This window comes from Sphingomonas sp. MM-1 (assembly GCF_000347675.2).
Taxonomy (GTDB): domain Bacteria; phylum Pseudomonadota; class Alphaproteobacteria; order Sphingomonadales; family Sphingomonadaceae; genus Sphingomonas_E; species Sphingomonas_E fennica.
This window is the reverse complement of the sequence record NC_020561.1, coordinates 2,567,396-2,592,267: the sequence shown is the minus strand read 5'-3', so window position 1 is coordinate 2,592,267 and position 24,872 is coordinate 2,567,396. Positions and strand designations below refer to the sequence as shown.

The window sequence follows — 24,872 nt, the reverse complement described above, 5'->3', positions numbered from 1 at the left end:
CAATATGGTTCGCCACGTCGCGCGCGGCAAGCATTTTAACGGGGCCAAACGTAGTGCAGCGTAAAAACTGACTAACTGCGCTTGGCGTAGGCCATCAGGTGCGCCGAAATGCGCGCCTGTTCTTCCAGCAGCCGGGGCCACATGCGGTCGCGATCACCATAGCCCATCGTCACGTCCTGCGTCGCATGGTTCAGCAGGCGCTTCAAAGTGCGCTCCGAAACGTCCAGCGTTTCGGCGGCAATAGTATAGGACTGGCGCAGGTCCACGCCCCACTTGCCCAGCACATCGCGATCTTCCTTCCATTCCACGATATGGCCAGCCTTGCTCTTTGCGGCCGGGAAGATGAACGTCTCAGACTGGCGCGGGGCCAGCTTGCTGCCGATCCGCCGGGCACGCGCCAGCGACGCCAGCATGGGCCGGGACAGCGGGATGTCGAAGGCGCGATCCTCCCCGCCCTTCGGAGCCGGGATGTGCAGTGCCCGCCGCTTCACGTCCAGATGCCGCCATTCCGCCCTGCTCAGCGCATCGGGGCGCGACCCGGACAGCAGCGTGAACAGGTGAAATTCCCGGCGCACCCCGTTCGGGATGTCCGCAAGCTGGGTGAACCAATGCCCAAGATCCCCATCACCCATGCCCGTGTTGCGGCGATATTCGCGGTTGAAGGTGATGACCTTCGACCATGCCGTGACCGGCAACGTGCGGTCGAGCTTCGCCTGCGCGTAGTTATATAGCCGCCGGAACGCTCGCCCGAAGTGGTTAGCGGCATAGGGGCCGTTGTCGCGGGTGATGGTGCGGTGGCGCTCCGTCACCAGATGCGGCTTCTCCGCGAACTTACGGAGCGGCACCTTGAGCCAGTCGCCCATGAGGCGGCGGATCGTCTTTTCATAGCCGTCAACCGTCCGGGGGCGTGATCCCTTCGCCGGAAGGTCGAAGTCGCGCATGTGGTCCCATGCCTCGCCCAACGTCCATTCCTTCCGGCGCTCCTCGAACTTGCCGGCAACCTGTAGCGCGCCCAGCGTCGCCTTTGCCTTCGCGCGGGCCTGGGCAACGGTCAGGTCGCCCACCTGCCCCAGCGCGACCTTCTTGGTGCGCCGCCGCCCGAGGTCATCCTTCACGTCGCACTGCACGGTGAAGGTCTTGGTGCGCTTGCCCACGACGACGAAGAAGCCGGGCAGCGTATCGCGCACCACGGTCTGGCCGCCGGTCGGGGGCGGCAGGGCCTTCAGATATTTGTCGGTCAGCTCAATCAGGTCAGACATCGGCTCGGCTCCCACCCGTCCGAAGACGGGAATTAAGACGGTTAAGACGGTGCCGGGGTCAGCGTGGCCAACCCCGGCCACGCCTCGTAGTGCCCAATAAATGCTTGTAAGACAATCGGTTTCGTGGTGATGCGGGGTATGGCGTGGAGCGCCTATGAATGACTCTTAATCAGCGGGTCCTAGGTTCGAGCCCTAGTGCGTCCACCACTTTTTCAATGACTTAGACGCTGGCACAACCTGTCATTGTCATTCGCACAACCTATGGTGTCATTGCCCGGTTTTGCGTCGGTTCTGGGATGTCTGACGAGCTGAAAGAGATCGCCCGTTAACGATCATCTCGCTCGCCGAGAAGCACCGTGGGTAGATCTGCGCCGTCCGCCTCAGCCAGGGCGCTGCGGGCAGCCAGCCACCGGCAAGCAACATGCTGTCTTGTAAGCCCGCGCCATGCTCCTCTTGGTAAAGCCAGGACAGTCGTGAGGCCGCCGCCGGAACTATCTCGGCCCCGAGCACTCCTTGGCTCCAGCAGGACAATCCTGCGCCTGATCCGCCGCAGATTCGACCTTTCGCGCAACAGTCGGCGAGGCCCCGACCGATTGCGGCCGAGCAGATGTTCGCTCCAAGGATCCAGCTGGTGACTGCCGCTGCGACGGAGGAGGTGGCGCTGTCGATGGCGGCGCCGCTACCCGTCGGTGCTCCACCACGACGTTCTTGGCGGCTGGTGCATCCGGTGCCGCGTTTCGGAAGCCCATGGCGTAGAACAGCGGATCGAGGAGCAGCAGCAGGACGAACGTACCGAATGCGCGAAGCAGATGCTCGTGCGTCACCCGAATCCGGGTGATCTTCGCGTTGACCGCATCCCTCGACCGGCGCGTTGCCAGCAGCGTGCCGCGCGTGAGCCTGCGCAGCGGCTTCTGGGACTGCCACGCCGCTGCGATCTCGGCCTCCCCGACGCGCTGGAAGCCCTGAACCTGGAGCGTCTTGAAGGCGTGAAAGCCGGCCGCCGCCACATAGACGGTTGCCACCGCCAGAACGAACAGGCGGGCAGCGTCCGGCGCGGGACCAGCCTTCTTCTCCCAGTTGGCTGCCTGCAATGTGATGATCACCGGTACGAGTGCTGCCAGCACCGCCAGATAGGTTGTGGCCTTACCTTCTGCGGTGCGGACGCGCTCGATTTCAGTGGCGGAGACCTTCTGTGCCTCGTCGAGTGCCCGCTCGTCGCTTCGGGTGAAGTCCGCGGCCTCGATGGCCGCGATGTCCCGTCGAAGCCGCTGCTCCTCCGCGATCTTCTCGGCGGTCGTAAGAGGCTCGATGTAGGGAAACACGAGATCGACGAGGCGACGCCAGTTCATACCCGCGCCTTGGACGCGAGGACATCGACAATCGCGGACGTGATCCGCGCGCCCGTCTTCTGCTCGATCCAGGCCCACTGACCGTTCGGATTGGCCTCCAAGAACCAGAAGGCGCCCTGCCCGTCCTCGACGAGGTCGATCGCGGCGAAGCGCAGACCGAGATCTCGGGTCACGGCGAGGCAGCCTGAAACTATGTCGGGCGGCAGTCCGAGGGGCTCGTGGTCGAGGTCCTGACGCACGCCCCGCCGCCAGTCCACCTGCGTCTCGTCATACGCCTGGGAGAGTATCCGGGTGGCGAACACCGCTCCGCCCACCACCACGACGCGGACGTCCGCGCGTTTCACGATCTCCCGCTGCAGGATCATGGGCGCTCGTCCGAACCCTTCGGCGTCGGCGTCGTGGAGGCGTTCAACCCGATTGGTGAAGATCACGCTGCCAACCTCACCGTCGTCGATGAGCGCATGGCGGAGTGGCTTCGCCACCATGGGCCCGCCCGACAGAAAATCGCGCGCCAGAGCAAAGTCATTGGTCACCAGCGTGCCAGGGATACGCAGGCCGACGCGACGCGCGGCCGCGAGCTGTCGCGGCTTGTCCTCGGCTCGCAGGATCGAGAAGGGCGAGTTCAGCCAGCGGCCCTCAAGCGCGTTCCAGAGGCTGCGCAGCACAGCGGACCATTCGGCCACCACGTATTCAGAGACGGGAGCGGAGCCGGCGACCTCGAAGCTGCCTGGTCGACGATAGTAGGCGCCCGTAACATCGGAGAGACGAAGTGAACCGCAGGCGCCCGTGAGCGTCAGCTCGGACGGATCGCCATCGATCATCGCGACCTGGTGCTGCGGCAGATCCTCCGTATTGAGCCGAACGAACGGAAGACCCCGCCGGCGCATCTCCATGACGACGAAGTCAGTCGTCACGTCTCGCTTGTTGGTGACGATCAGGATCAAGCCGGGACGATCCTCACCAGTAGGCCGTCACCGTCTCGTCGTCCCGCTCCTGCTGGACGTCGGTCTTGGTCGTCAGCTCGGGGAGGCAGAGCGAAGCATCCTCGTCGTCGGCTTCCTGACGCACCCTGGTGGAGGTGCCCGTCTCCATCGACCCGAACCGGGCCGGGTCGTCGTCGTCGACCTCCACATGGGTCATGGTCTTGCTCTGGGTCGCGACCAGCGAGCCGCCGGCCACCTCGATGATCGGAACCTCTCCACCGTCACGATCGATCACCCAGACACCCAGATCGGGCGAATAGCGTCCCGGCATCTCCGCGTCGGCGGACCGCGGCGTGGCGAATCGGAGCAAGAAGGGGTCTGCTGCGACGCGGGAGGACTGTAGGGTCATGAACTACATCCGGCGCTGGGGATTGATGAGAACATACAGGGAAAGTTGAGCACGAACCCATGTGAGCCGCAAGTCAATTCGACGGTGGAGCAAGATCAGCAATGGACGTGGAGGTTACAGGAACAGCAGGTCACGGGCGCCACGGCATCTCCAGGCTCCGCCGACCGACGTCGAACGTCAGCACGGACGCGTCCCGAGCCTGATAGGCCCCATCCACGACGTATCCACGTCCGCGGAGCAGCGGGTGGTCGACGATCTGGTCCAGCGGGCGCCCCTCGCATGCGCTGAGCACCGTGTCCGGTAGGCGGTCGTCGACCTGGAGGCGCGCCACCCCCGCGTAGGTCGCCAGCTCGACCCCCCCGGCGCGCAGGACGATGTCGAGCGAGGATCCGAGGATCGCAGCCTCCACCCACGCGAGGATGCCATCCGCCATGACCGCATCACCGATCCGCATCGGCCAGACCAAGTCCTTCCTGCCCAAGGCGGAGGAAGCGGGAGAACGACCGGCGCGGCTCGTGCTCCGCGGCCACAGGTGCCCCGGCCGTATCCGCTGGAGGGCCGAAGGCACGTCCGATCCGACCATGTCCAATACGGAGGGGACGATGGCGGACATGGACACCACGGTCGAGGCGAGGAACGAGCGAAACGAGGCAAGCCGCAGTGTTTCCACAAGCCTATCGATCACGAGCGCCTCGTCGCACGCCCGACGCCTCGCCAGCTCGTGGATGCGATCAGGCCCGACCGACGCCGTGCGCGTTCGATCACCAGCTGGTTCGCGCGCCATCATGACGAGGTGGATCCGTCGAGGAGAACGAGCGAGAAGAGGTGCCTCGTCAGAGCGTCCGCACCCTTCCGGTAGGCAAGCAACCCCCAGTCGTCCCAGCGGTCCACCCTGGTGGCCAGCCAGGCGAAGAGATCGTCGCGCGCCCGCTCCGTCGCAAACGCCTGCGACCACATGACGCGCAGCGTCGGCATCCTTGCATCAATGGCAACGCCGGTGAGGGTGACCAGATGCGATCGGCCGACTTGTTCGCGCGCGAAGAGATGACGACGTCTGCCGAGGCTCCGCTCGAAGTCCCGCAATGCCTGCTCGCGAGCCTCGTCGGCGGTCCCGCGCTCGGCGGCGCTGACCGCCTCAAGCACCTCCGACATCGGCAGCGCCTCCCACGCGGGATCGCGCGTGGCCTGCAGCATCAGCATCACCGATCTGCCCTTCGGCGTGAGCGGTGCCTCCAGGACCGTGCCCCGGGCACGAGGCTCGATAAGTCCGATCGAGGCGAGCCAGCACGGATAGAAGCGCCAGAACACCATGCTCCCGTCGAACAGGTCCTGCTGGCGCTCGGCCCCGCCGAGCCAGCGCCCATGGATCGCCGTGAGAACCCGCTGCAGCAGCTCGACCTGCTCGCGGACGACGTTGCTCGAAGGCATCGCGAGTTCACCGTGCCAGAAGGCGTCGCGAACCGTGCACCATGTCCGCCCGTCCTGATCCTCCAGCACGCCGTCACGGGCGCGGAGCCACCACCCCCAGGGAAGGTCGCCGAAATGCCAGTCGCTCGGATCCATGGTCAGCCTCCCGCGTGGGGATCGAGGCCGATGGGCGGCAGCGGCGGTCCCTGGCGTGGCGGCGCCGGCACACCGTCGGCGACCGCCCGCAACTGCGCGGCAAGATTGAGGATCTCCTGGATGACATAGGCGTCGTCGCGGTACTCGGCCCCCACCTCCGCGCCGAGGAACGGCTGCGGCTGACGGTCGGCTTCGGGCACCAGATCGTAGGCGTGGTTGCAGTCGAACCCGAACCACCATGCGTGGACGTCGCCGGGACGGTGGCCCGTCGCGTGAATCACCGGTTCGTACTGGCTAGGCAGCGTCGGCACATGGCAGATCCGGCGGGCCTCCTCTACCAGCCGGCGCTCCGGCGAGGGTCCATCCTCGCAGATGCGCGAGTAGGTCAGCCCGCCGTGCACCTCGACGCCGAGATCGGGCCCGACTGCCCCGTGCTCCCATCCCCAAAGCGGGTGATCGCGCGGAACGCCGACGTAACCGCTCAGGTAGCCGCCGCGGGTGGCCCGCAGCATGATACACTCGTAGCCGGTCGTCTCGTCGCGCCACGCGACCTTGTCGGCCTCGCCCAGCCAGACACCCTCCCCCGCCGGCCTCAGCCCATCGACGAAGTAGATCTCCGCCGCAGGGATGACCCCGTCGCGGGTTGCGTAGCCGCGTCCGGTGACCAGCACGGTGCCATCCTCCCGCGCGACCGCTCCGCCGGTGCCAGGCAGCTTCGCCAGCGCCCGCTCCGATCCGACGATCGGCACGAGCTCCGCCGCGGTCGGGATCGCGAGCGCAGTCGAGACGGGCTTATTGGCTCGCGTGATCTTGTTCCTGCTCATGGTCATCCTTCCTGTTTCGATTGGGTGGGCTCACGCCCGGTCAGAGGAAGCGCGTGCGCGGCGTGACGCGAACGAGTTCGGGACAGAGCGCTTTAGCCTTCGCGTCCGCGGAGTAGACGTTGCCGGCGAGCCAGAGCTGCTCGGGCACGAGGTCGTCGTCCGCGACCTCCTTTGCCCAGACCTTCAGGTCCGCTGACCAACGATAGCCGCGGGCGCGCAGCGCATCCTTCAGATCGAAGTGCGCGCCGCTCGCCCGCACGACCCAGGAGGGCGCCGAGCCGCGCTCGATCATCTCCGCCAAGGCCGTGCGGCCCCGGCCATCGCGGTGGCGCAGCATCTCGATCATCGCGTCGACGTCGTTCGCCGCCCGGTGGCCGCAGAAGTAGAAGCCGTTCTGCACCAGCAGATAGCCCAGGGCCTTGCCGTCGAAGCCACGGCCGCGCCAATCCACCTGGGCCATGGAGCAGCACCAGCGAAGCCCGGCGGCCTCCGGCAGCCGCGCCTCGATCCAGCGCCTGTCGAAGGCGCTATTGTGGGCGACCACGAACGAGGCGGACCGGAGGAGCCGGACGGCGGCATCCGTGTCGATCTCCTCGCCGGCCAGGTCCTGGTCGGTGAGACCGGTGAGGCGCGAGACCTCCTCGGTCAGCGGTTCGCCGGGATCCTCCCGCCACTCGTACGCGCGATCGATGTCCGTGATGGTGCCGTCGCGATCGTAGCGCACGCGGCGAAGAGCCAGTTCGATGATGCGGCCTGCCTTCCAGTCGAGGCCCGTCGTCTCGCAATCGACGGCGACGCCGATGTACGGGCCCCGCCCGGATCCTTCGCCGGTCGGCCCTTCCTGCAATCGCAGGGGATGAAGGAGGCGCACGCCTCCGGCGGCGGGCGCGTCAATGCGCCCGACCTTGGTCTGGGTATCCATGAAGGTCTCCGTGAGGCGGAGGTTCAGTCGGGGTGGATCGAAGAGCCTGTTCGCGCGCCGCGGCAACGGCCGCGCCCTTCGCCCGCGAGCATAGTCAGGCGGTTGGTCCGACTACGCCTGGATGCACTGCTGGATGTCGACGGCGAAGGTGCGCGCGGCGACGGTGCCGCAATCGCGATCCATCTGGCGGATCATCTCGATTACGGCTCCCGGCACCAGAGCCACCACCAGGGGAGACGCCGCGTGCACGCCGATGCGGATGTCGGCTGCGTCCGCAAGGTCGGGACCGAAGCGGCCCGCGAGGCGCGCGCGGATTTCGCCCGAGTTGCGGGCGACCGAAGCGTGGAAGGCCTGGGTCATGACGTTGTCACGGGTCTCGGCGATCGTCGCGGTGTAGAGGCGCAGGCGCGTGCCACGACCCGTCCGTTCGCGCTTCGAGCGCCCGGCGCCGCCGAACTGGCCATCGTACAGGTGCCCGAACTCATGCTCATCGAAGTCATCGTCATCGGATGACATGAGCGTGTCGATCGCCGCGCGGTCGACATCCAGTCCCAGCCCAAGGCCATGGACCAGGACGCCGCGCATGCAGTCGTCCCGGTCGAGACATGCGTCGACGGGGGCCGCTCCGTCGAACACGCGGCGCGGCGCCAGCATCCAGCTCATGGGATCGTAGGGAACGGATTCGCGCTGGAAGCGCATTCCCACCTCGGCCGCCACGAGGGCGACACGCCCGATGGCACGCCGCGTGGTGACGACGATCTCGTCCGAGGCATCGTCCGCTTCGAGCGGGTCCGGGAACTGCCCACAGGCGGGCGCGGAATGGACGACGTCCAGGTCGGTCTGAGGTGAAGCCTCTATGCTTCCCGTGATCGCGTTCATGGTTCACTCCATCATCATCGATGTAGGTGTGCCGGAAGTGGCGACGACCGCCGGCACACCACAATATGGACCACCGACGGAACATTACAACACTTCGCGAATTATTGTAGTGTTAGCGCCACGCTAACGCTTTTGTAGCGAGGACGCTTGGCTTGGGGCGCCGAGCGGACCTAGAGTATCAGGAGTGGAAAAGATGCATGCCCTTCAGGTGATGTCCGCGCTGTCCCAAGCGACCAGGCTCGCCACGTTCCGCCGTCTGGTGGAAGCCCTTCCGGAAGGCATGGCATCGAGCGACATCGCGGCGGCGGTGGGCACGACCCCCAACACCATGTCGGCGCACCTCGCCGTTCTCCAGCGTGCGGGCCTCGTGTCCTCGGAGAAGGTGGGCCGCACCGTGGTATACCGGGCGGAGACCGCTCCTGCGGAAGGCTTGAGTGAGTTCCTGGCCCTGGCGTGCGAGCGCGGAAAGAAGGCGCGCAGCACGCGCCACTAGCAGCCCCGAGCGCGGCTACCGGACCACCGCTTCCGGAGGCCGCACATCCCGGTGTCCCGCCCGCGCATCGAACTAGTGCCTGCCAATACCGCCAAGCGATGGAGCAGGCGATCGCCCGGAAGAGGCGCTTCGCCGGGTGTCGCGGATCGACTCCAACCCATGTTCATTCGGACCGGCTCGTCGCCTCCTTCCGGAAGAGATCATGGCCCTCGCTTGGTGTTCCGGGCTGCCCCGTCGGGAACAGCCCAGGCGAAAGAACGCGGGCATTGGTATCGGAACCTGGCTTCGGAGCGGGGAGGAACGATGCGGACTTCCCGACTCGCGACTGTTAGTCCGACTTTCGCATGCGCCCGCGTGAAGACCGCACGCGCCTAATCCGCTCGGAGCCGGTACCCGACCCCAAGCTCGTTGGCGATGACGCTGCCGACCGGACCGGGTGCCTCCAGCTTCTGGCGCAGGTTGCGGATCACGATGCGGAGGTACTCGATGCGCGGATCCTCGTCCGCGCCCCATGCGGCTGCGATGATCCGCTCATGGGTGACGACCCTGCCGACATGGCGTGCAAGCACCGCCAGCACGTCATTCTCCTTGCGGGTGAGGTGCAGTTCCTCCCCAGCGCGGCACACCACGCGACGGTCAAGGTCGATGCTCAGGTCGCCCTTCCGGATGACCTTGGGCGCCGTTTCCGACATGCTCCGATGCCGAAGCGCGACACGAAGGCGGGCGAGCAGCTCTTCCGTGTCGAAGGGCTTGGTAACGTAATCGTCCGCTCCCAGATCGAGCGCGCTCACCTTCTCGTCGGTGGCCTCGCGAGCCGAAACCACGAGGAGCACGCCGTTGTCGGTTCGCAGGAGCGGGATGAGACTGAGGCCATCGCGGTCCGGCAGACCCAGGTCGAGCAGAATGGCATCGGGATGCTGCGAGGCAGCCTGCCCAAGCGCATCCCGTCCGTTCACAGCCTCGATGACCGCGTAGCCCGCGCGTTCGAGCGTGTTGCGTAGCAGCCGGCGGATGGCGGCATCATCGTCGATCACGAGAACCTTGGCGGACATCCGATCAAACGCTTCCCTGTGCGACGTCGCGCACGATGAGGGGGGATGGGAACATCAGCGCGAACGAGGCGCCGCTGCCGTCTTCGCGGTTGGATGCTTCGACCGACATGCCCATGGCCTCCGCGAACGCCTTGACGATGGCGAGGCCGAGCCCGGTTCCGCCGATCGCGCGGTCCGATCCCTCGAACCGGCGGAAGGTCTCGAAGACCTCCGCCTCGCGGCCCGGAGGCAAGCCGGGACCATTGTCCAGCACGGCAAGGCGGATGTGACCGAAGAGGTGACGCCCTTCGATCACGATCTCCGTGCCGGGATCGCCGTAGCGGCCGGCATTATCGAGCAGATTCAGAAGACAGTGATGAAGCAGCTGCGGGTCGGCGCGCACCAGCGGCAGATCCGGCGGGACATCCAGCCGTACGGGATGGCCTTCCAGCGCGCGACGCGCATCATGAGCCGCGCCTGTGACAGCGTCGCTGAGATCGATGGCTTCGATGTTGAGCTTCAGCGCGCCCGCCTCGACACGCGCCATGTCGAGCAGGTTGGACACGAAGCGGTTGAGCCGTGCGGACTCGGCCTTGATCGTTCCGATCAAATCTGGCGTGGCGCCATGATCGAGCTGGTCGGCCGCGGCGATCACGGCGGTCAGGGGCGTGCGCAGGTCGTGGCTCACCGACGACAACAGTGCCTGTCGCAATCGGTCACGGGTGCGGACTGACTCGACATCGCGCATCTCCTCTTCGAGACGGAAGCGCTCCATCACCAGTGCGGCCTGATCGACAAGGCTCGTCAGCAACGGCAGCTGGTCCGCCCGCAGCGGATCGCCCCCATCCTCCTTCGCCAGCCCAAGCACGCCCTGTGTCCTGTCGCCCGCGCGCAGCGGTTGAAAATACCAGTCGGACGACGCCAGGGTTCCCGATCCCCTGCCCGCCGGCGCGCTGGTATCGAATGCCCATCGTGCGGCTGCCAGTTCCATCGTCTCGAGGTCGCACCCCGGGTGGCTGGCCGCCTGGAGCGACAGACCTCCGCCGTTTGGGACAAGCAGCACCACACGCAGATCGAAGAGGCGCGCGATATCCTCGCAGATCGCGCGTGCCAGCTCCATTGGATCGCCGATCCCAGTGAGCCGCCTCAGGAAGCCGGCTAATGCCGCATTCGTACGCGCGCTCGATGACGCCATATCGGCCTGGGCGCGGACGCGTGCGGTCAGCTGACTGGTCGCGATAGCAACGCCGAGCAGCACCAGGATCGAGATCACATTCTCGGGATTGTTGACCGTCAGCGTGCCCGTGGGAGGCAGAAAGAAGAAGTTATAGGCCAGGCTGGACGTGAGGCCTGCGAACAGGCCGGTTCGCAGCCCGAACAAGGTAGCGGCGGCCATGACCGGCAGCAGGTAGAGCAGGGCCACATTGCCCAGATCGAGCACGTGGAACAGGCCACTGGCGATCGCTGTGACACCCGCCACCATCGCAGCAGTCCATGCATAGCCGCTGCGCGAACCCCAGGCATTGTGGATGCGAAAGCCACCAGTCCGTGGCGGTGGAGACTCAAGCGGCAGAACGTGGACTGCTACCCCCGGCGTTTCGCGTACGAGACGATCGACGACGGAACCGTGACGCAGCTCGAACCAGCGGGACCGTTGCGACTTACCCACGATCAGCTGGGTTGCGCGTGCGTCGGTCAGGTACGCCTTGAGGCCTGCCACGATCGACGTCGCGGGCACCGTGGCGACCACCCCGCCAAGCTGGGTGGCAAGGTTCATGACCGCGGCGAGAGATCGATGCTCACCCGCGCCGAACGTCTGCGCGCGAGGCGTTTCGATGTAGACCGCCGTCCAGGGCGCGTGGAGCGCGTCCGCGATCCGCTTCGCGGCGCGGACCAGACCATCGGCCCCCGGAAGCTCGCTGACTGCGACTACGATCCGCTCGCTCGCGGCCCAGGTGCCGCCCACGCCCAGTGCCCGGACATGCTCGAGCATCTGGGCATCCACCGCCTGAGCAGCCCGCCGCAGCGCCAGTTCGCGGAGTGCCGAAAGATTGGACTTCGAAAAGAAGTGGGTGAGCGCGCGGGTCGCTTCACGTGGGAGATAGACCTTGCCGGCCTTCAGCCGCTCGATCAGTTCGTCGGGGGGGATATCGACCACCTCGATATCCGCCATTTCGAGGATGCCGTCAGGCACGGTTTCACGTACCCGGACTCGCGTGAACGAGGCGACGACGTCGTTGAGGCTTTCGATGTGCTGGATGTTGACAGTGGTGTAGACGTCGATGCCGGCAGCGAGCAGCTCCTCGACATCCTGGTAACGCTTGGGATGCCGGCTGCCCGGCGCGTTGGTATGGGCTAGCTCATCCACCAGCACCAGCTCAGGCGCCCGTTCGAGCAACGCGTCGAGATCCATCTCGTGGAGAATGCGACCCTGGTAGGGAACTTCCCGGCGGGGAATCAGCTCGTGACCTCGAACGAGCGCCTCAGTCTCTACACGACCGTGAGTTTCGACGACCCCGACCACGACATCCCGCCCCTCTTGGCGCTGGGCAGCCCCGTCCGACAGCATCTCGTAGGTCTTTCCGACGCCGGGGGCGGCGCCGAGGAAGATCTTGAGGCGGCCTCTGCCCTCCTGCGCGGCAGCGCGCAGGAGGGCGTCAGGGTCGGGTCTGCCGTCGCCGGACAGCGCCATCAGCGCGTGAGCGCGTCTAGCGAGCGGTTGAGGGCCAGCACGTTGACATGCGGCGCGCCAAGCACCGACGTCTCCAGCTGATCGGTCACGAGCGAACGGACGCGCTCGACCGGCAGGTTACGCACTTTCGCGATCCGCGGCGCCTGTGCGAGGGCCGCTTCCGGCGAGAGGTCGGGATCGAGTCCGGAACCACTGGCGGTGACGAGGTCGACCGGCACTGGTCCGGTGACGCCTTCGGCGCGGCGCTTCTCGATGTCCGGCTTGACCCGGTCGACCAGCGCCTGCGACGTGGGGCCGAGGTTCGAGCCAGAGGAGGCGAGTCCGTCATAGCCCTCCCCGGCGGCCGAGGGCCGTGTCTGAAAGTATCGATCCGACGTGAAGGCCTGACCGACCACCGTCGAGCCGATCACCTTGCCGCCGGCATCCCGCACCAGGCTCCCATTGGCTTGGCTCGGGAAGATTGCCTGACCGATGCCGGTCATCGCCAGCGGATAGGCGATCCCGAGAAGAGCGGCGAACAGGATCGTCATGACGATCGCGGGCCGCAGTGCTGAAGTAAAATCCTTGCCCATGACTGTCACTCCTTACGCGAGACCGAGCCCGCCGACCACGAGGTCGATGATCTTGATGCCGATGAACGGCGCGACGAGACCTCCCAGGCCGTAGACGGCGAGATTGCGCGCCAGCAGCGGCCCGGCACCCATCGGCCTGTACGCGACGCCTTTCAGCGCTAGGGGCACTAAGAGGGGGATGATGAGCGCATTGAAGATGATCGCGCTCAGAATCGCCGATTGCGGCGTCGCCAGTCCCATGACGTTGAGCACCCCGAGCCCAGGATAGAGCGCCACGAACATGGCGGGGATGATGGCGAAATACTTGGCCACGTCGTTGGCCACCGAGAAGGTGGTGAGCGCCCCGCGCGTCATCAGCAGCTGCTTGCCGAGGCCGACGACCTCGATCAGCTTGGTCGGATCGCTGTCGAGGTCGACCATGTTGCCCGCCTCGCGCGCTGCCTGGGTGCCGGTGTTCATCGCAACGCCGACGTCGGCCTGCGCCAGCGCCGGCGCGTCGTTGGTGCCGTCGCCGCACATGGCGACCAGCTTGCCGCCTTGCTGTTCCTTGCGGATCAGCTCCAGCTTGTCCTCCGGCGTCGCCTGAGCGAGGAAGTCGTCCACGCCCGCCTCGGCGGCGATGGCCGCGGCGGTGAGCGGGTTGTCGCCGGTGATCATCACCGTGCGAATACCCATGGCCCGCAACTCACCGAAGCGCTCGCGGATGCCCGCCTTGACCACGTCCTTGAGGAAGATCGCGCCGAGCAGCCGGCCGTCCCGAGCGACCGCCAGCGGAGTACCGCCGGCGCGCGCGATCTCGTCGGTGATCCGCCGAAGCTCGGTCGCGCCCGCCGTCTCGCCCAGGCCGGGATTGGCCCGGAGAACCGAATCCACCGCGCCCTTCTGGATTAGAGCGCCGCCAATCCTCACGCCCGAGATGCGGGTCTGGGCGGTGAAGGGGATGACTTCCGCACCATCCGGCAGCACGGCGGTGGGCACCAGGAAGCGGTCACGCGCCAGCACCACGATCGAGCGGCCTTCTGGCGTCTCGTCCGCGAGGCTAGCCAGCAGCGCGGCTTCCGCGAGCGCTTCGGGCGCGACACCGCCGACCGGCCGGAACTCGCTTGCCTGACGGTCCCCGATCGTGATCGTGCCGGTCTTGTCGAGCAGCAGCACATCCACATCGCCGGCCGCCTCGACCGCACGGCCGGACTTCGCGAGCACGTTGAAGCGTACGAGCCGGTCCATGCCTGCGATGCCGATCGCCGACAGCAGGGCTGCGATCGTGGTCGGGATCAACGTGATGAGCAGCGCCGCCAGGATGGCGATGTGAATGCTGCCGCCGGCATAGCTTGCGAAGCCTGGGATCGTACCGACCGCGATCAGGAAGATGATCGTGAGCCCTACCAGCAGCAGGGTAAGCGCGATCTCGTTCGGCGTCTTCTGGCGCTCGGCACCCTCGACCAGCGCGATCATGCGGTCGAGGAAGCCCTTGCCGGGCTCCACCGTCACCTTGACGCGGATCTCGTCCGAGATGACGCGCGTGCCGGCGGTCACAGCCGAACGGTCACCACCCGCCTCGCGGATTACCGGCGCGCTTTCGCCGGTGATCGCCGCCTCGTTGACCGACGCCACGCCGGAGACCACCTCACCGTCCGACGGGATCAGATCATTGGTCTCGACCAGCACAATGTCGCCGATCTTGAGCTGGCTGGCGGCCACATTGTCGTACTGGCGCCCGTCGCCCTTCAGCCGCTTGGCGGTGAGTTCCGCCTTGGTGGCGCGCAGTGATGCCGCCTGCGCCTTGCCCCGGCCTTCGGCAAGCGCCTCGGCGAAGGTGCCGAATAGGACAGTCAGCCACAGCCATACGACAAGTTGCATCTTGAAGCCGGTCGAGAGATCGTCCTGCCCGATCACGAGCAGGACGGTCATCAGCGCGGCCACGACGGCGGTGACGAACATCACGGGGTTGCGGACGAGCTCGCGTGGGTTGAGCTTGGTGAACGATGCCCTGATCGCGGGCACGACGAGGTCGGCCGTAAACAGGCTCTTGGTCCGGGATGGTGTTTGGGTTTTCTGGGCCATGTCGGCGCCCCCGATCAGAAAAGTTGACCGCGGATCATCGCGAGATGATCGGCGATAGGACCAAGCGCGAGGCTCGGCAGGAAGGTGAGACCGCCCAGGATCAGGATGATGCCCACCAGCAGGCCGACCCACAGGCCGCCTGTCGTCGGGAACGAGCCTGCGCTCTCAGGCGTGTACTTCTTGGCCGCCAGGCTGCCGGCGATGGCCAACATCGGCACGATGATGAAGAAGCGCCCGAGCCACATCGCGACACCCAGGAGGCCGTTGTACCAAGGCGTGTTGGCCGTCAGGCCGGCGAAGGCCGAGCCGTTGTTCGCGACGCCGGAGGTAAAGGCGTACAGGATCTCGCTGAAGCCGTGCGGCCCCTTGTTGAGCGGGCCGGCAAGCCCCTGATCCGCAACGGACGAGAGGGCGGTGAAGCCAAGGATGATGAGCGGCAGCACGGCGATCGCGAGCACCGCGAGCTTCACCTCGCGCGCCTCGATCTTCTTGCCGACATATTCCGGCGTACGCCCGACCATGAGCCCGGCGACGAACACCGCAAGGATGGCGAACAGCAGGAAGCCGTAGATGCCGGCGCCGACGCCGCCGATCACGACCTCGCCCAGCTGCATGTTGAACAGCGGGATCATGCCGCCCAGCGCGGTGAAGCTGTCATGCATGGCATTGACCGCGCCGCACGAGGCGGCGGTCGTGATGACAGCGAACAGCGCGGAAGCGGCGATGCCGAAGCGGGCCTCCTTGCCCTCCATGTTGCCGCCCTCCACGCCGAGGCTGTGGAGCACCGGGTTACCGGCGGCTTCCTGCCAATAGGTGATCGTCGTTCCGGCCAGGAACAGGATCATCATCGCCGACAGGATCGCCCAGCCCTGCCGCGTGTTGCCCACCGCCTTGCCGAAGCACCATGTCAGCCCCACGCCGACCACGAAGATCGACAGCATCTGCACCAAGTTGGTCAACGCGGTCGGATTCTCGAACGGATGCGCGGAATTGGCATTGAAGAAGCCGCCACCATTGGTGCCGAGCATCTTGATCGCTTCCTGGCTGGCCACCGGCCCGAGAAGGATCGACTGGCGCGCGCCCTCAAGCGTGGTGACGTCGACCACGCCACCCAGCGTCTGCGGCACGCCCGAGGCGATGTAGAAGATCGTGAGCGCGACGCAGAGCGGCAGCAGCAGGTAGAGCGTGATGCGGGTCACGTCGGCCCAGAAGTTGCCCACCGTCTTCGCCTCTCGCCGCGCGAAGCCGCGGAACAGGGCGAAAGCGAGCGCGATGCCTGTCGCCGCCGAGAGGAAGTTGTGGATCGTCAGCCCCAGCATCTGACTGAGGTTCGACATGGTCGCCTCGCCGCCATAGCTCTGCCAGTTCGTGTTGGAGGTGAAGCTGATGGCCGTGTTGAACGAGAGATGCTCGCTCACCGGCCCCAGGCCTTGCGGGTTCAGCGGCAGGAACGCCTGCAGCCGTAGCACCGCGTAGCTGAAGAACATCAACGCGGCGTTGAACAGCAGCATGTGCACCGCATAGCGACGCCAGCCCTGTTCCTGCGTCGGGTCGATGCCGGACAGCCTGTAGAAGCCGCGTTCGAACGGCCCGAGCACGAGGTGCAGCGGCGTACGACGCCCCTCGTAAAGTGCGAACAGCCACGCGCCGACCGGCTTGGCCAGCGCGAGCAGGATGGCAACAAAGCCAAGAATCAGGATCCAACCCTGAAGTGTCATGATGTCGCCCCCTTCAGAAGCGTTCGGGGCGGATCAGCACCGCCACGAGATAGGCGAGAAGGCCAAGCGCCGTCAGCGCTGCGAGCCAGAGGTCGAGCGTCATCGCGTCACCTCACGCATTGTCGCACAGGCGGACGTAGGCGAGCGTCGCCGCCACCAATCCGGCCATGATCGCGATCCAGAGCAGATCCTGCATCCGTGTCCTCCCCCTCAGAAGGCTGCGGTCAGGGACATGACGACCGTGCTCCCGGCGATGTTGCCGGTGCCGTCCTGGCCCTTGCTGAAGCTCGGGCGCAGACGGCTGGCCTCGGACACGGAGATGTCGGTGTCGACGTAGGACACGTTGAAGGTGAGGTTCCTCCACGTCACGTCGGCGCCAAGTGACCAGTCCCAATACTCGCCGGTGGGGGCGACCGCCGTCGCATTCGGCCCGAGTCCGTCCTGGCCCCAGCTGTGGCCGATATGCGCCTTCGCCGTGATCCGCGTGCCCGCGATGCCAACTGCGGCATCACCCCAGAGATAGATATTGTCGTCCTTGGCACCGGGATTGTTGTAGATGCCTGCCGCCGCCTCGGTGCCGGTGTCGTACCAGCGTCCAAGCGCCTGCTGCTTGGGCGCGTACGCCACACCGGCCGTCAGCGTTGCAGTCCCGGTAGTGCCGGTCAGCTTGGCATAGGGCTCGGCGAAGTCCGTTTTGTCGGCGCCGCCCGGATACATGTACCAAGTGAGGCCAATATCGAGTGTTGCGTTATCGGAAAGCGGCGCCTTGAAGCCGCCGATCAGGTCGAGTTCCATGTTGGCACCACCGAAGGTGCCCCAGCCCGCGAGGTTCGAAGCCCATGCACCGACGTAGAAGCCGCTGTCGTGCGCGATCGTCAGACCGCCCTGAACCGCCATCTCCTGATCGGACTGGGACACGCCGCGGAAGCGGTAATCAGAGGCGAGTGTCGCCGACCCACTGACCGTGAGCACCGAGGGCGGTACGGCTTCTGCCGCCACCTTATCTTCGGCAGTCGATTGTGCTTGAGCTGCGAGAGGCCACGCGAACAATGCAGTTGCGCTGACCGTAACAAGGAACTTCATCGATATGCCCCTTCACTGGCTGCCACCGACCTTCGGGGCGCCCCAAGGGACACGCGATTAGGCGCACCTAGCGTAGGGTTTCGAGAGCGATTCCTGACTTTCGCATATAGCTGGCGTATAGTTAGCGAAAGCACGACGGACCTCAGACCGTATCGCGTTTCCCCCTTTCCGCCCTCAATGCCACACTTGCGCAGGCGGAAACGTCCGTTGAGACGCTTGCCGAAAGCGCTCCCACCATCCTAAAACCAAGACGCACACGATGCGCCACCTCCGGGCGGCGCCTGGTCCAGATCCCGATCCACGCGGAGCGGCGCGCAGGGTGAGTGGACCGCCAGACGCGAACGGCCGTGATGCCGCGCACCATCCAGCGCGCGATATGGGAGCGTGAGGAGCACCGCCCCCAGTCTCCGTTCCCCACGTCGCGACGGAATGCGATCGGGCGAGGAAATACGTCCCCATCCGGCTGCTGGATGGCCGGCTGAACCGACAATCTAGAACCAGCACAATGCTGTCCCGACCAGTTGAACGGGGCCGACGAGGAGCAGAACACATGCCCGTCACGCAGAACCTCTGGAAGGCGAGCCTGATCGCAACACTCGCCTGCGCTCCCGCGCCAGGAGCGTTGGCGCAATCGTCGTCCCCCGGCGACGTGGTGGTGATGCGGCGAGTGGTCGCGAAACCCACGAACGCGACACATATCCCCGATCAGCCAGTTGAGGACGATGGCCGCTGGGTCGAGGGGGCGTGGCAATGGACCGGATTCGCCGCCTGCACGGATCGGGCGCCTCGTTCGCGCGCGGTCACATGCATGACAGACGACAAGCCGGCCGAGGAGGCGCGCTGCCGGTTGCCGAAGCCAGCCACCACCGACTTCGCCGAACGCCGCGACGGATGCACCTTCGACTGGCGGACCGGCGACTATGGAGCCTGGTCGTCGACCTGCGCCGATCCGGCGACCCGCACGCGCGCCGTCCAGTGCCTGCGCTCCGACGGCATTCCCGCACCGGACGACGGCATCTGCACCGGCCCAAAACCGGACGTTCTAGACGAGGCGGAGCAGATCTCGGGATGTGCTTGGGAGGATCGCGGCTGGAACAACACGAGCGGCTGCGGGGCGGTGACGGAGCAACGCGACGTCGCGTGCCGCGACACCTCCAGCGGGGCGCAGGCGGATCCGTCACTTTGCCTGCACGCCGCCGAGGCCGGGCTCATCGGAGATCTCGGCTCCCTCACGCGGTCAGCCACCGACTACTCGGCGTGCTCTGACAACGAGGCGTTCGACAAGGGCCTCAAGGGTTATGAGGAAGCGCTCGTCGGGCGGCTTGCGCCTATGCGGTGGGCAGCAAGTCGCGGTGGCCGATCCGGCGTCGCCTACAGCATCCCTGGCGGCAACGTGGCGTTCCAGTCCACCGCACGTTATCCGATCGTTTCGGACGACCAGAAGTTCGAGATCGCACTCGGCATCCGCCAAGGCGACGGCGACCCCGACAGGACGGGCGCCTATCTCGGCATCGTCGTCTTCAACGCAGCGGGAGTTCGGATCCCCAACGGCACCTCCTATGGCTTCTATCCCTGGGGAGCCAATCTCTCGTTCTCTGATCGGGCCTGGCAGGACAGGAAGGCGATCATCGGCAAGACGGCGGCGTCGGTCTTTCGCCTGCCTGCAGACGCGGCCTTCTTCTCGCCTCTCGTCTACCTGAACAACGGGAACGCCTCGCCGAACGCCAGCTACGAAGTAGACTACTTCACCGTCCGCGAAGTTACCCAGGAGTAGCCGACGGTGTCGCCGGCCAAACCACGTGCGTATTCGTCCTGTCGACGTGCCCCTCCATGCGCTGCCACACTATGCTGTAAGGAACAAATGGGATACGGTGACGGCGAAGGGGAGTACCGTGCCCAAGAACATCGTCATATTCTCCGATGGCACCGGGCAGGACGGTGGCGTCAGGCCCGAGCAGCGGCTCAGCAACATCTACAAGATGTACCGCGCCGCCCGTCCCGGCCCTGACAGCCAGATCGATCCCCGCCTGCAGGTCGCGTTCTACGATCCCGGCCTCGGCACGGACACCAGCGCCACCGGCATCACCTCCATCCGGCGCGGCATCACTAAGCTGCTGTCCTCGGTGACCGGTCGCGGCATCACCACCAACATCGCGGACTGCTACGAGTTCATCGTCAACCACTACACGCCGGGCGATCGGATCTGGCTCTTCGGCTTCAGCCGCGGCGCCTACACCGCACGGTGCATCGCCAACGTCCTCATGCTCTGCGGCGTGCCCACCAAGGTGCCCGAAGGTGAGCTACCCCGATTCCGGCTACGGGTCCGTGAGATCTCCGGGCGGGCGGTGATCCGCGTCTACGAGCACGGCGCCGGCCACGACCGCGCGAAGTACGAGGAGGAGCGGGACGAGCTCGCCCGTCGGTTCCGGCACGACTTCGGTTCGGATGCCGGCGGAGAGGCCAACGTGGCGCCCTACTTCGTCGGCGTGTTCGACACCGTCGCCTCCCTGGGCGCCAAGGGGCCGCTCAGGATCGCCCTCGCCGCCCTAGTGGCGCTGCTCGTCGCCGCGGCCGCCGCGACGCTCGCCGGGGTCGCGCACTGGGCGTTCGGCATTCGCTGGACATGGTCCTTCCTTGCCGCCGCCGCCGTCATCGGGGGCTGGACGCTGTGGGGTTATCTGCGCACGGCGCTCAAGATCATGTGGCCTCCGCTTCCTGGACGACGGTGGCCCAGCATGCATCTCGCGCAGTGGAGCGGGCGCAACTTCGACCGGCTGCTCAGCCGGTCGGTCCTCTACGCGCGCCACGCCATAGCGATCGACGAGAACCGCGCCGACTTCCCGCGTCTGAAATGGGGCTGGGGAAAGGGTGTCGAGCGACCGCCCGAAGTCGAGGGCGAAGCCAAGCCCTTCATCCAGCTATGGTTCGCCGGGAACCATTCCGACATCGGCGGCAGCTACCCCGAGTCGGAGTCGAGGCTGTCCGACATCTCGCTGCAGTGGATGCTCGAAGAGGCGCGTTCGGTCCCCCATCCGCTCTTGGTCGACGACAGCCGGCTGCGGCTCTTCCCGTCAGCCGCAGGGCTCCAGCACGACGAGGTCGCTGGCATGGCGGACACCATCCGGGCCCGTACTCCCGCGCCCCTGCGATGGCTCACGCGCGCGCTGACCTGGAAGGTCGAGCGGCGGCAGCCGATCGAAACGGCCACCCTGCACCCTTCTGTCGAGGAGCGGTTCGAACTGCCCAGCGTCCCTCGTCAGGGCGGCGAGGGACCTTATAGGCCGGAGGCGCTCCGCAACCACGAACGCTTCCGTGACAGGTTCGGCGCGTGACATCCGCAACCATGATCCGCACATCGCGCCTGACGGCCAGGATTGCCGGTGCCGCGGCATTCTTGGTCGGGCTCGCGACTCCATTCGCGGCCGCTGCACAAAGCCGCGCATCGGAGCTCCATACGTTCCACTGCCTGCAGGGGTGTCCCATCGGGGCGCCCGCCACGAACGACATCGTCGTTCGCGAGATCTACACCCTCTCGTCCAACGACCTGACCAAGCTCGCGGACTGGGTCGCCTACCGCGTCACCAGGGAGGGCATCGGGGTATCGGGCGATCGCGACTGGCGGCGTGATCCCTGGCTGTCATCGGACGAGACCCTGACCCCGGATGCGTACGATGGCGCCAGTGGCGCGCTCCACATCGACCGAGGCCATCAAGCGCCCCTGTCGTCCTTCTCCGGCACCCCGCATGCAGCGGACACGAACATCCTGTCGAACATCACGCCCCAGAGTTCGGCGCTCAACCAGGGGCCTTGGGTTCGGCTGGAGGACAGGGAGCGCGCGCTGGCAACTCGGCTCGGGGTGCCCGTCTACGTCTACACGGGCCCGCTATTCGAGCGGATGATGAAGCCTCTTCCGACCGGCGGCCCCTATCAGCGCGTGCCGTCCGGCTATTGGAAGGTCGTCGCGCTCGCCGATGGCCGCGCCACGGCGTTCGTGTTCGATCAGGCGGCCGCGAGGCGCAGCGACTACTGCGACGCCCGCGTCAGCCTTCTGCACGTGGAGCTGCGCAGCCGTCTCGTGCTGTTTCCGCGAGCAACGGTTCCGTTCGCCAGCCTCGACACCGAGCTCGGCTGCGGTGAGCCGGCCCCGGCCGACCCTACGCCGGACGAAATACCCCCGGAACGACCAGCGACCCGTCGAGGACGGTGAGCGCCACACGCATCCGCGGACGCGATCGAAGCTCCAAAATCCGGCCTCGGTCCCGTTGTCGGCGAACCGCCTCCGAGCCGAACCGCATCACATCCAGCCGAACTTGCGGGTTATGTGCGGTGGGACCCGCAGTCTCGCACCTTCATGGCTTGGCGCGGCAATCATCGTGCGCAACGGTACTCACCTGGCCGCCCCTATGGCGCGACCATCGCTGCTGAGGAGGCGAAATGCCGCGGGGGACACGCCACGAGATCACCGGAATCCTGCTGGAGCAGCGCGGAGAACTGGTACTGGAGGTGGCGGGCGGAGGAACCTGGCGGCTGGACGCAGGATGGAAAGCACGGCGCCTGCTGGGCATGCGCGTGAATGTCGTCGGCGTTCGGGATGGCTTCGATCTGCTGGCCGTGGAGCGAATCGAACGAGTGTGACGTAGAACGCCGATGTCCTTCATCCCGATGATCCTTGCCTCAGCACGAAGGTGGCGGGTGAGAGATCGGTCGATATCAGCTTGCGGCAATCTGTTGTTTCCGCTCAACTCTTCCCCGGGGATCACGGGGGAGCGATGTGGCCACAAGCGCTAAAGAGGACGAACAGAGCGACCGGTCGGTAATACTTCGGGACTTGGCCGAAGATGCGCTCGGCACCTTCGAGCAGATCGTCAGCGCCGCGGCATCCCTAATCGGACAGCGCCCCGCCGGTGTGGATGCGTTCGCGGGGATCAACGAGCTTACTGCCTCGAGAGCGGTCGAGAATCTCGGACGTGTGCAAGGAGAACTTGCGTCTGCGTATCGACACCTGAGGGATGAACCCGCGATCGCTCGGGTTGTAGTGGCAGATGAGAACGATCGACGTGAGACGCTCTACATCTGCCGTGCGACGCCAGTCACCTGCGGCGGTGTGCAGCTGTGTAGCAACCTTGGGCCGAAAGGACGCCTTGCGGCATTGCCCGTGGGAGACTTCGCGCGCATCCGATTGCCCTCGGGAGCTGTAGACCTCGAAGTGGTCGAAAAAGCGGTATTCAAGCCAACGTGCCCGGGCGGGATGTGGGACTCCCAGCCAACTGTTTTCCAGGCAGAGGGACACGGCCCTCTAACTATTGTTTCGCTTCGCGAGCTTCTCGCGGCGGCGGGGTACGCAGATGACGATCTGGATGCCCTCGAGCGGCAACTTGCGGATGACGACGAAGCCGTCAACGTGGTGGAAGGTCTGCGGCGTTCGGTTCTTACCGCCATGCAGCTGCGGGATCAGCCGATCCTGGACCAGTTCCAAGACGAAATCTTTCGGCTTCCCCTCGACAGCCGCCTCGCCATTCTTGGTCCCCCCGGCACCGGCAAGACCACGACGCTGGTCCGGCGTCTCCGCCAGAAGGTAGACTTCCAGTTCCTCTCGGAGGAGGAACAGGATCTGGTCGAAACGGCGGATGCAAACGGACCGCCCCATAATCAGTCGTGGCTCATGTTCACGCCCACCGAGCTGCTAAAGCAGTACGTCAAGGAGGCGTTCGCGCGGGAGGGCGTTCCAGCACCCGAGCAGCGCATCCGAACCTGGAGCGACCACCGGCGGGATCTGGCCCGGCGTTCCCTTCCGATCTTGCGTTCGGCCACTGGCGGAACGCTCGTCATCAACGAACGAGTGGACCCCCTCCAGCCAGCCACGATCACCGACCAGATCGCCTGGTTCGAGGATTTCAATGCCTTCTCGTCCGCCATCTTCCTCGAGCAAATCTCGGCACACGCTGCCGCGATCGGGGGATCAGCAGATCCGACGATCGCCCGCATCGGAAGCCGAGTAGCGGGGCTACTATCGAGCGCGTCCACCCGCCCGGTGGCAGCGATTGCCGCTGTGTCTGCCGTGTTCGAGGAGCTTCGTAAGACATCGTCGAGCCTGAACGACGAAATTCGGCAGCGACTACGCCGTCCGCTGGCCAGGCAGGTGGCTGCCGACCCTACGCTGCTCGACGACCTCGCCCGGTTCATCGTGACGCTCTCTCCTGACGTTGAAGACGACGAGGACGCGGAGGGCGATGATGAAGATGAGGTACCGCAACAGGGGCGCCGGGCCGCGCAGGACGCCTTCCTAAAGGCGCTGCGAGGGCGGGCTGTGGCCGAGGCTCGCAAGCGACCGGTGTCACGTACCAGCCGCAACGGCCGGGTCCTCCAGTGGCTGACGGATCGTGGTATGATGCTGCCGGAGATGGCCGACATCGGCGAGTTAGTCGTCGTGCAGAGAGCTGCTCGACGGCTAGTTGCCTCGCCGACTGCCTTCGTCAGGGGCGTGCCGGCACGTTATCGAACCTTCCGCCGAGCACGATTAGCGGTCGGTCGATGGTACCAGGAAAGCGACATCGCTGGAGGGGAGGTTTCGCCGCACGAGGTCGACGTCATCCTGCTCGCCATGCTGCGCAATGCCCGCGACATGCTTGACGACACTAACCTCATGCGGCGCCTGGGGGATCGCACACCGCAGATCCTGAGCGATGTCAGCCGCTTGCAGCGCAACCAAATCCTTGTCGATGAGGCGACGGATTTCTCGCCGGTCCAGCTCGCCTGCATGGCGGCGCTGGCAAGTCCTTGGACGAACTCGTTCTTTGCATGTGGCGACTTCAATCAACGCCTAACAGTCTGGGGCGCCCGCTCAGTCGATCACCTTCGCTGGATCTTCCCTGATATCGACGTCCGCGAGATCGACGTGGCCTACAGACAGAGCCGACGTCTCAACGAACTCGCCAGCGCCTTGGCGGCCAAGGACGGAAAGGCATCGACGAGGATGTGTCAACCGGCGCGCAAAGTTGACCCCCTATCGGCGCCCAACATTGACCCCCTTTTTCGTGAGTTCCGGCGGTTATCCCGGTAGTCCATAGGAGGGACCCGCGGACGCCGACGCG

General features: G+C 66.0%; 22 protein-coding genes. 6 read left to right on the top strand and 16 right to left on the bottom strand.

Features of this window, described 5'->3' with window-relative positions:
- Positions 1 to 71 precede the first annotated feature (71 nt).
- The 9 genes from G432_RS12430 to G432_RS12385 all read right to left on the bottom strand — a co-directional run bounded on the left by G432_RS12430 (position 72) and on the right by G432_RS12385 (position 8,128).
- The gene (locus tag G432_RS12430; protein ID WP_015459177.1) at positions 72 to 1,259 is read right to left on the bottom strand and encodes an integrase arm-type DNA-binding domain-containing protein; all 1,188 of its coding nucleotides are present in this window, start codon (positions 1,257 to 1,259) and stop codon (positions 72 to 74) included.
- Positions 1,260 to 1,750: 491 nt separating this feature from the next.
- On the bottom strand, positions 1,751 to 2,608 hold the full coding sequence (locus G432_RS12420; protein ID WP_015459176.1) for a hypothetical protein: 858 nt from the start codon (positions 2,606 to 2,608) through the stop codon (positions 1,751 to 1,753).
- A complete protein-coding gene (locus tag G432_RS12415; RefSeq protein ID WP_015459175.1) occupies positions 2,605 to 3,552 on the bottom strand; it encodes an MvdC/MvdD family ATP grasp protein in 948 nt (315 codons plus the stop codon). The genes G432_RS12420 and G432_RS12415 overlap by 4 nt, the downstream gene beginning before the upstream one ends.
- A gap of 13 nt (positions 3,553 to 3,565) precedes the next feature.
- The gene (locus G432_RS12410) at positions 3,566 to 3,940 is read right to left on the bottom strand and encodes a hypothetical protein (protein ID WP_015459174.1); all 375 of its coding nucleotides are present in this window, start codon (positions 3,938 to 3,940) and stop codon (positions 3,566 to 3,568) included.
- A 130-nt stretch (positions 3,941 to 4,070) separates the two neighbouring features.
- Positions 4,071 to 4,727: a hypothetical protein gene (locus tag G432_RS12405; RefSeq protein ID WP_041864904.1), complete on the bottom strand. Its 657-nt coding sequence runs from the start codon at positions 4,725 to 4,727 to the stop codon at positions 4,071 to 4,073.
- A complete protein-coding gene (locus G432_RS12400; protein ID WP_015459172.1) occupies positions 4,724 to 5,503 on the bottom strand; it encodes a hypothetical protein in 780 nt (259 codons plus the stop codon). The genes G432_RS12405 and G432_RS12400 overlap by 4 nt, the downstream gene beginning before the upstream one ends.
- A 2-nt stretch (positions 5,504 to 5,505) precedes the next feature.
- A complete protein-coding gene (locus tag G432_RS12395; RefSeq protein WP_015459171.1) occupies positions 5,506 to 6,327 on the bottom strand; it encodes a hypothetical protein in 822 nt (273 codons plus the stop codon).
- A 40-nt stretch (positions 6,328 to 6,367) separates the two neighbouring features.
- The gene (locus G432_RS12390; protein WP_015459170.1) at positions 6,368 to 7,249 is read right to left on the bottom strand and encodes a 3'-5' exonuclease; all 882 of its coding nucleotides are present in this window, start codon (positions 7,247 to 7,249) and stop codon (positions 6,368 to 6,370) included.
- Positions 7,250 to 7,360: 111 nt separating this feature from the next.
- The gene (locus G432_RS12385) at positions 7,361 to 8,128 is read right to left on the bottom strand and encodes a hypothetical protein (protein WP_015459169.1); all 768 of its coding nucleotides are present in this window, start codon (positions 8,126 to 8,128) and stop codon (positions 7,361 to 7,363) included.
- 193 nt (positions 8,129 to 8,321) lie between these two features.
- Between G432_RS12385 and G432_RS12380 the strand changes: the two genes are divergently transcribed.
- Positions 8,322 to 8,621 carry an ArsR/SmtB family transcription factor gene (locus G432_RS12380; RefSeq protein ID WP_015459168.1) on the top strand — a complete coding sequence of 100 codons (300 nt, stop codon included), beginning with the start codon at positions 8,322 to 8,324 and terminating at the stop codon, positions 8,619 to 8,621.
- Positions 8,622 to 8,992: 371 nt separating this feature from the next.
- Here G432_RS12380 and G432_RS12375 read toward each other — a convergent pair whose 3' ends face one another.
- The 7 genes from G432_RS12375 to G432_RS12345 form a co-directional block, all read right to left on the bottom strand.
- The gene (locus G432_RS12375; protein ID WP_015459167.1) at positions 8,993 to 9,673 is read right to left on the bottom strand and encodes a response regulator transcription factor; all 681 of its coding nucleotides are present in this window, start codon (positions 9,671 to 9,673) and stop codon (positions 8,993 to 8,995) included.
- A gap of 4 nt (positions 9,674 to 9,677) precedes the next feature.
- Positions 9,678 to 12,344 (bottom strand): sensor histidine kinase, encoded by a 2,667-nt coding sequence (locus G432_RS12370; RefSeq protein ID WP_015459166.1) that lies wholly within the window; start codon positions 12,342 to 12,344, stop codon positions 9,678 to 9,680.
- A complete protein-coding gene (gene kdpC, locus G432_RS12365) occupies positions 12,344 to 12,916 on the bottom strand; it encodes a potassium-transporting ATPase subunit KdpC (protein WP_015459165.1) in 573 nt (190 codons plus the stop codon). Before kdpC ends, G432_RS12370 begins: the two co-directional genes overlap by 1 nt.
- A 12-nt stretch (positions 12,917 to 12,928) precedes the next feature.
- Positions 12,929 to 14,980 (bottom strand): potassium-transporting ATPase subunit KdpB, encoded by a 2,052-nt coding sequence (gene kdpB, locus G432_RS12360; RefSeq protein WP_015459164.1) that lies wholly within the window; start codon positions 14,978 to 14,980, stop codon positions 12,929 to 12,931.
- 14 nt (positions 14,981 to 14,994) lie between these two features.
- Entirely contained in the window at positions 14,995 to 16,698 is a 1,704-nt protein-coding gene (gene kdpA / locus G432_RS12355) for a potassium-transporting ATPase subunit KdpA (protein WP_015459163.1), read from the bottom strand.
- A gap of 13 nt (positions 16,699 to 16,711) precedes the next feature.
- Positions 16,712 to 16,801 carry a K(+)-transporting ATPase subunit F gene (kdpF, locus tag G432_RS12350; RefSeq protein ID WP_041864902.1) on the bottom strand — a complete coding sequence of 30 codons (90 nt, stop codon included), beginning with the start codon at positions 16,799 to 16,801 and terminating at the stop codon, positions 16,712 to 16,714.
- A 107-nt stretch (positions 16,802 to 16,908) separates the two neighbouring features.
- Entirely contained in the window at positions 16,909 to 17,781 is an 873-nt protein-coding gene (locus G432_RS12345; RefSeq protein ID WP_015459162.1) for a TorF family putative porin, read from the bottom strand.
- 550 nt (positions 17,782 to 18,331) lie between these two features.
- On the opposite strand from G432_RS12345, the gene G432_RS12340 reads away from it, so the two are divergent.
- From G432_RS12340 to G432_RS23735, 5 genes are all read left to right on the top strand, one after another.
- Positions 18,332 to 19,555, top strand: a complete 1,224-nt coding sequence (locus tag G432_RS12340) for a hypothetical protein (RefSeq protein ID WP_015459161.1) — start codon at positions 18,332 to 18,334, stop codon at positions 19,553 to 19,555.
- Between the two features lie 118 nt (positions 19,556 to 19,673).
- Entirely contained in the window at positions 19,674 to 21,113 is a 1,440-nt protein-coding gene (locus G432_RS12335; protein WP_041864900.1) for a DUF2235 domain-containing protein, read from the top strand.
- Between the two features lie 11 nt (positions 21,114 to 21,124).
- Entirely contained in the window at positions 21,125 to 21,988 is an 864-nt protein-coding gene (locus G432_RS12330) for a DNA/RNA non-specific endonuclease (protein WP_015459159.1), read from the top strand.
- Between the two features lie 227 nt (positions 21,989 to 22,215).
- Positions 22,216 to 22,416 carry a DUF5818 domain-containing protein gene (locus G432_RS12325; RefSeq protein ID WP_015459158.1) on the top strand — a complete coding sequence of 67 codons (201 nt, stop codon included), beginning with the start codon at positions 22,216 to 22,218 and terminating at the stop codon, positions 22,414 to 22,416.
- Between the two features lie 193 nt (positions 22,417 to 22,609).
- On the top strand, positions 22,610 to 24,841 hold the full coding sequence (locus G432_RS23735; RefSeq protein ID WP_187293999.1) for a DNA helicase UvrD: 2,232 nt from the start codon (positions 22,610 to 22,612) through the stop codon (positions 24,839 to 24,841).
- Positions 24,842 to 24,872: the final 31 nt, after the last annotated feature.

What these genes read in the sequence shown, in the direction of transcription:
- kdpB (WP_015459164.1), bottom strand. Translation starts at nt 14,980, where the DNA reads ATGGCCCAGAAAACCCAAACACCATCCCGGACCAAGAGCCTGTTTACG.
- G432_RS12370 (WP_015459166.1), bottom strand. Translation starts at nt 12,344, where the DNA reads ATGGCGCTGTCCGGCGACGGCAGACCCGACCCTGACGCCCTCCTGCGC.
- G432_RS12325 (WP_015459158.1), top strand. Translation starts at nt 22,216, where the DNA reads ATGCCGCGGGGGACACGCCACGAGATCACCGGAATCCTGCTGGAGCAG.
- G432_RS12330 (WP_015459159.1), top strand. Translation starts at nt 21,125, where the DNA reads ATGATCCGCACATCGCGCCTGACGGCCAGGATTGCCGGTGCCGCGGCA.
- G432_RS12385 (WP_015459169.1), bottom strand. Translation starts at nt 8,128, where the DNA reads ATGAACGCGATCACGGGAAGCATAGAGGCTTCACCTCAGACCGACCTG.
- G432_RS12390 (WP_015459170.1), bottom strand. Translation starts at nt 7,249, where the DNA reads ATGGATACCCAGACCAAGGTCGGGCGCATTGACGCGCCCGCCGCCGGA.
- G432_RS12380 (WP_015459168.1), top strand. Translation starts at nt 8,322, where the DNA reads ATGCATGCCCTTCAGGTGATGTCCGCGCTGTCCCAAGCGACCAGGCTC.
- G432_RS12400 (WP_015459172.1), bottom strand. Translation starts at nt 5,503, where the DNA reads ATGGATCCGAGCGACTGGCATTTCGGCGACCTTCCCTGGGGGTGGTGG.
- G432_RS12405 (WP_041864904.1), bottom strand. Translation starts at nt 4,727, where the DNA reads ATGATGGCGCGCGAACCAGCTGGTGATCGAACGCGCACGGCGTCGGTC.
- kdpA (WP_015459163.1), bottom strand. Translation starts at nt 16,698, where the DNA reads ATGACACTTCAGGGTTGGATCCTGATTCTTGGCTTTGTTGCCATCCTG.
- G432_RS12395 (WP_015459171.1), bottom strand. Translation starts at nt 6,327, where the DNA reads ATGAGCAGGAACAAGATCACGCGAGCCAATAAGCCCGTCTCGACTGCG.
- G432_RS12375 (WP_015459167.1), bottom strand. Translation starts at nt 9,673, where the DNA reads ATGTCCGCCAAGGTTCTCGTGATCGACGATGATGCCGCCATCCGCCGG.
- kdpF (WP_041864902.1), bottom strand. Translation starts at nt 16,801, where the DNA reads ATGACGCTCGACCTCTGGCTCGCAGCGCTGACGGCGCTTGGCCTTCTC.
- G432_RS12340 (WP_015459161.1), top strand. Translation starts at nt 18,332, where the DNA reads ATGCCCGTCACGCAGAACCTCTGGAAGGCGAGCCTGATCGCAACACTC.
- G432_RS12420 (WP_015459176.1), bottom strand. Translation starts at nt 2,608, where the DNA reads ATGAACTGGCGTCGCCTCGTCGATCTCGTGTTTCCCTACATCGAGCCT.
- G432_RS12430 (WP_015459177.1), bottom strand. Translation starts at nt 1,259, where the DNA reads ATGTCTGACCTGATTGAGCTGACCGACAAATATCTGAAGGCCCTGCCG.
- G432_RS12410 (WP_015459174.1), bottom strand. Translation starts at nt 3,940, where the DNA reads ATGACCCTACAGTCCTCCCGCGTCGCAGCAGACCCCTTCTTGCTCCGA.
- G432_RS12345 (WP_015459162.1), bottom strand. Translation starts at nt 17,781, where the DNA reads ATGAAGTTCCTTGTTACGGTCAGCGCAACTGCATTGTTCGCGTGGCCT.
- kdpC (WP_015459165.1), bottom strand. Translation starts at nt 12,916, where the DNA reads ATGGGCAAGGATTTTACTTCAGCACTGCGGCCCGCGATCGTCATGACG.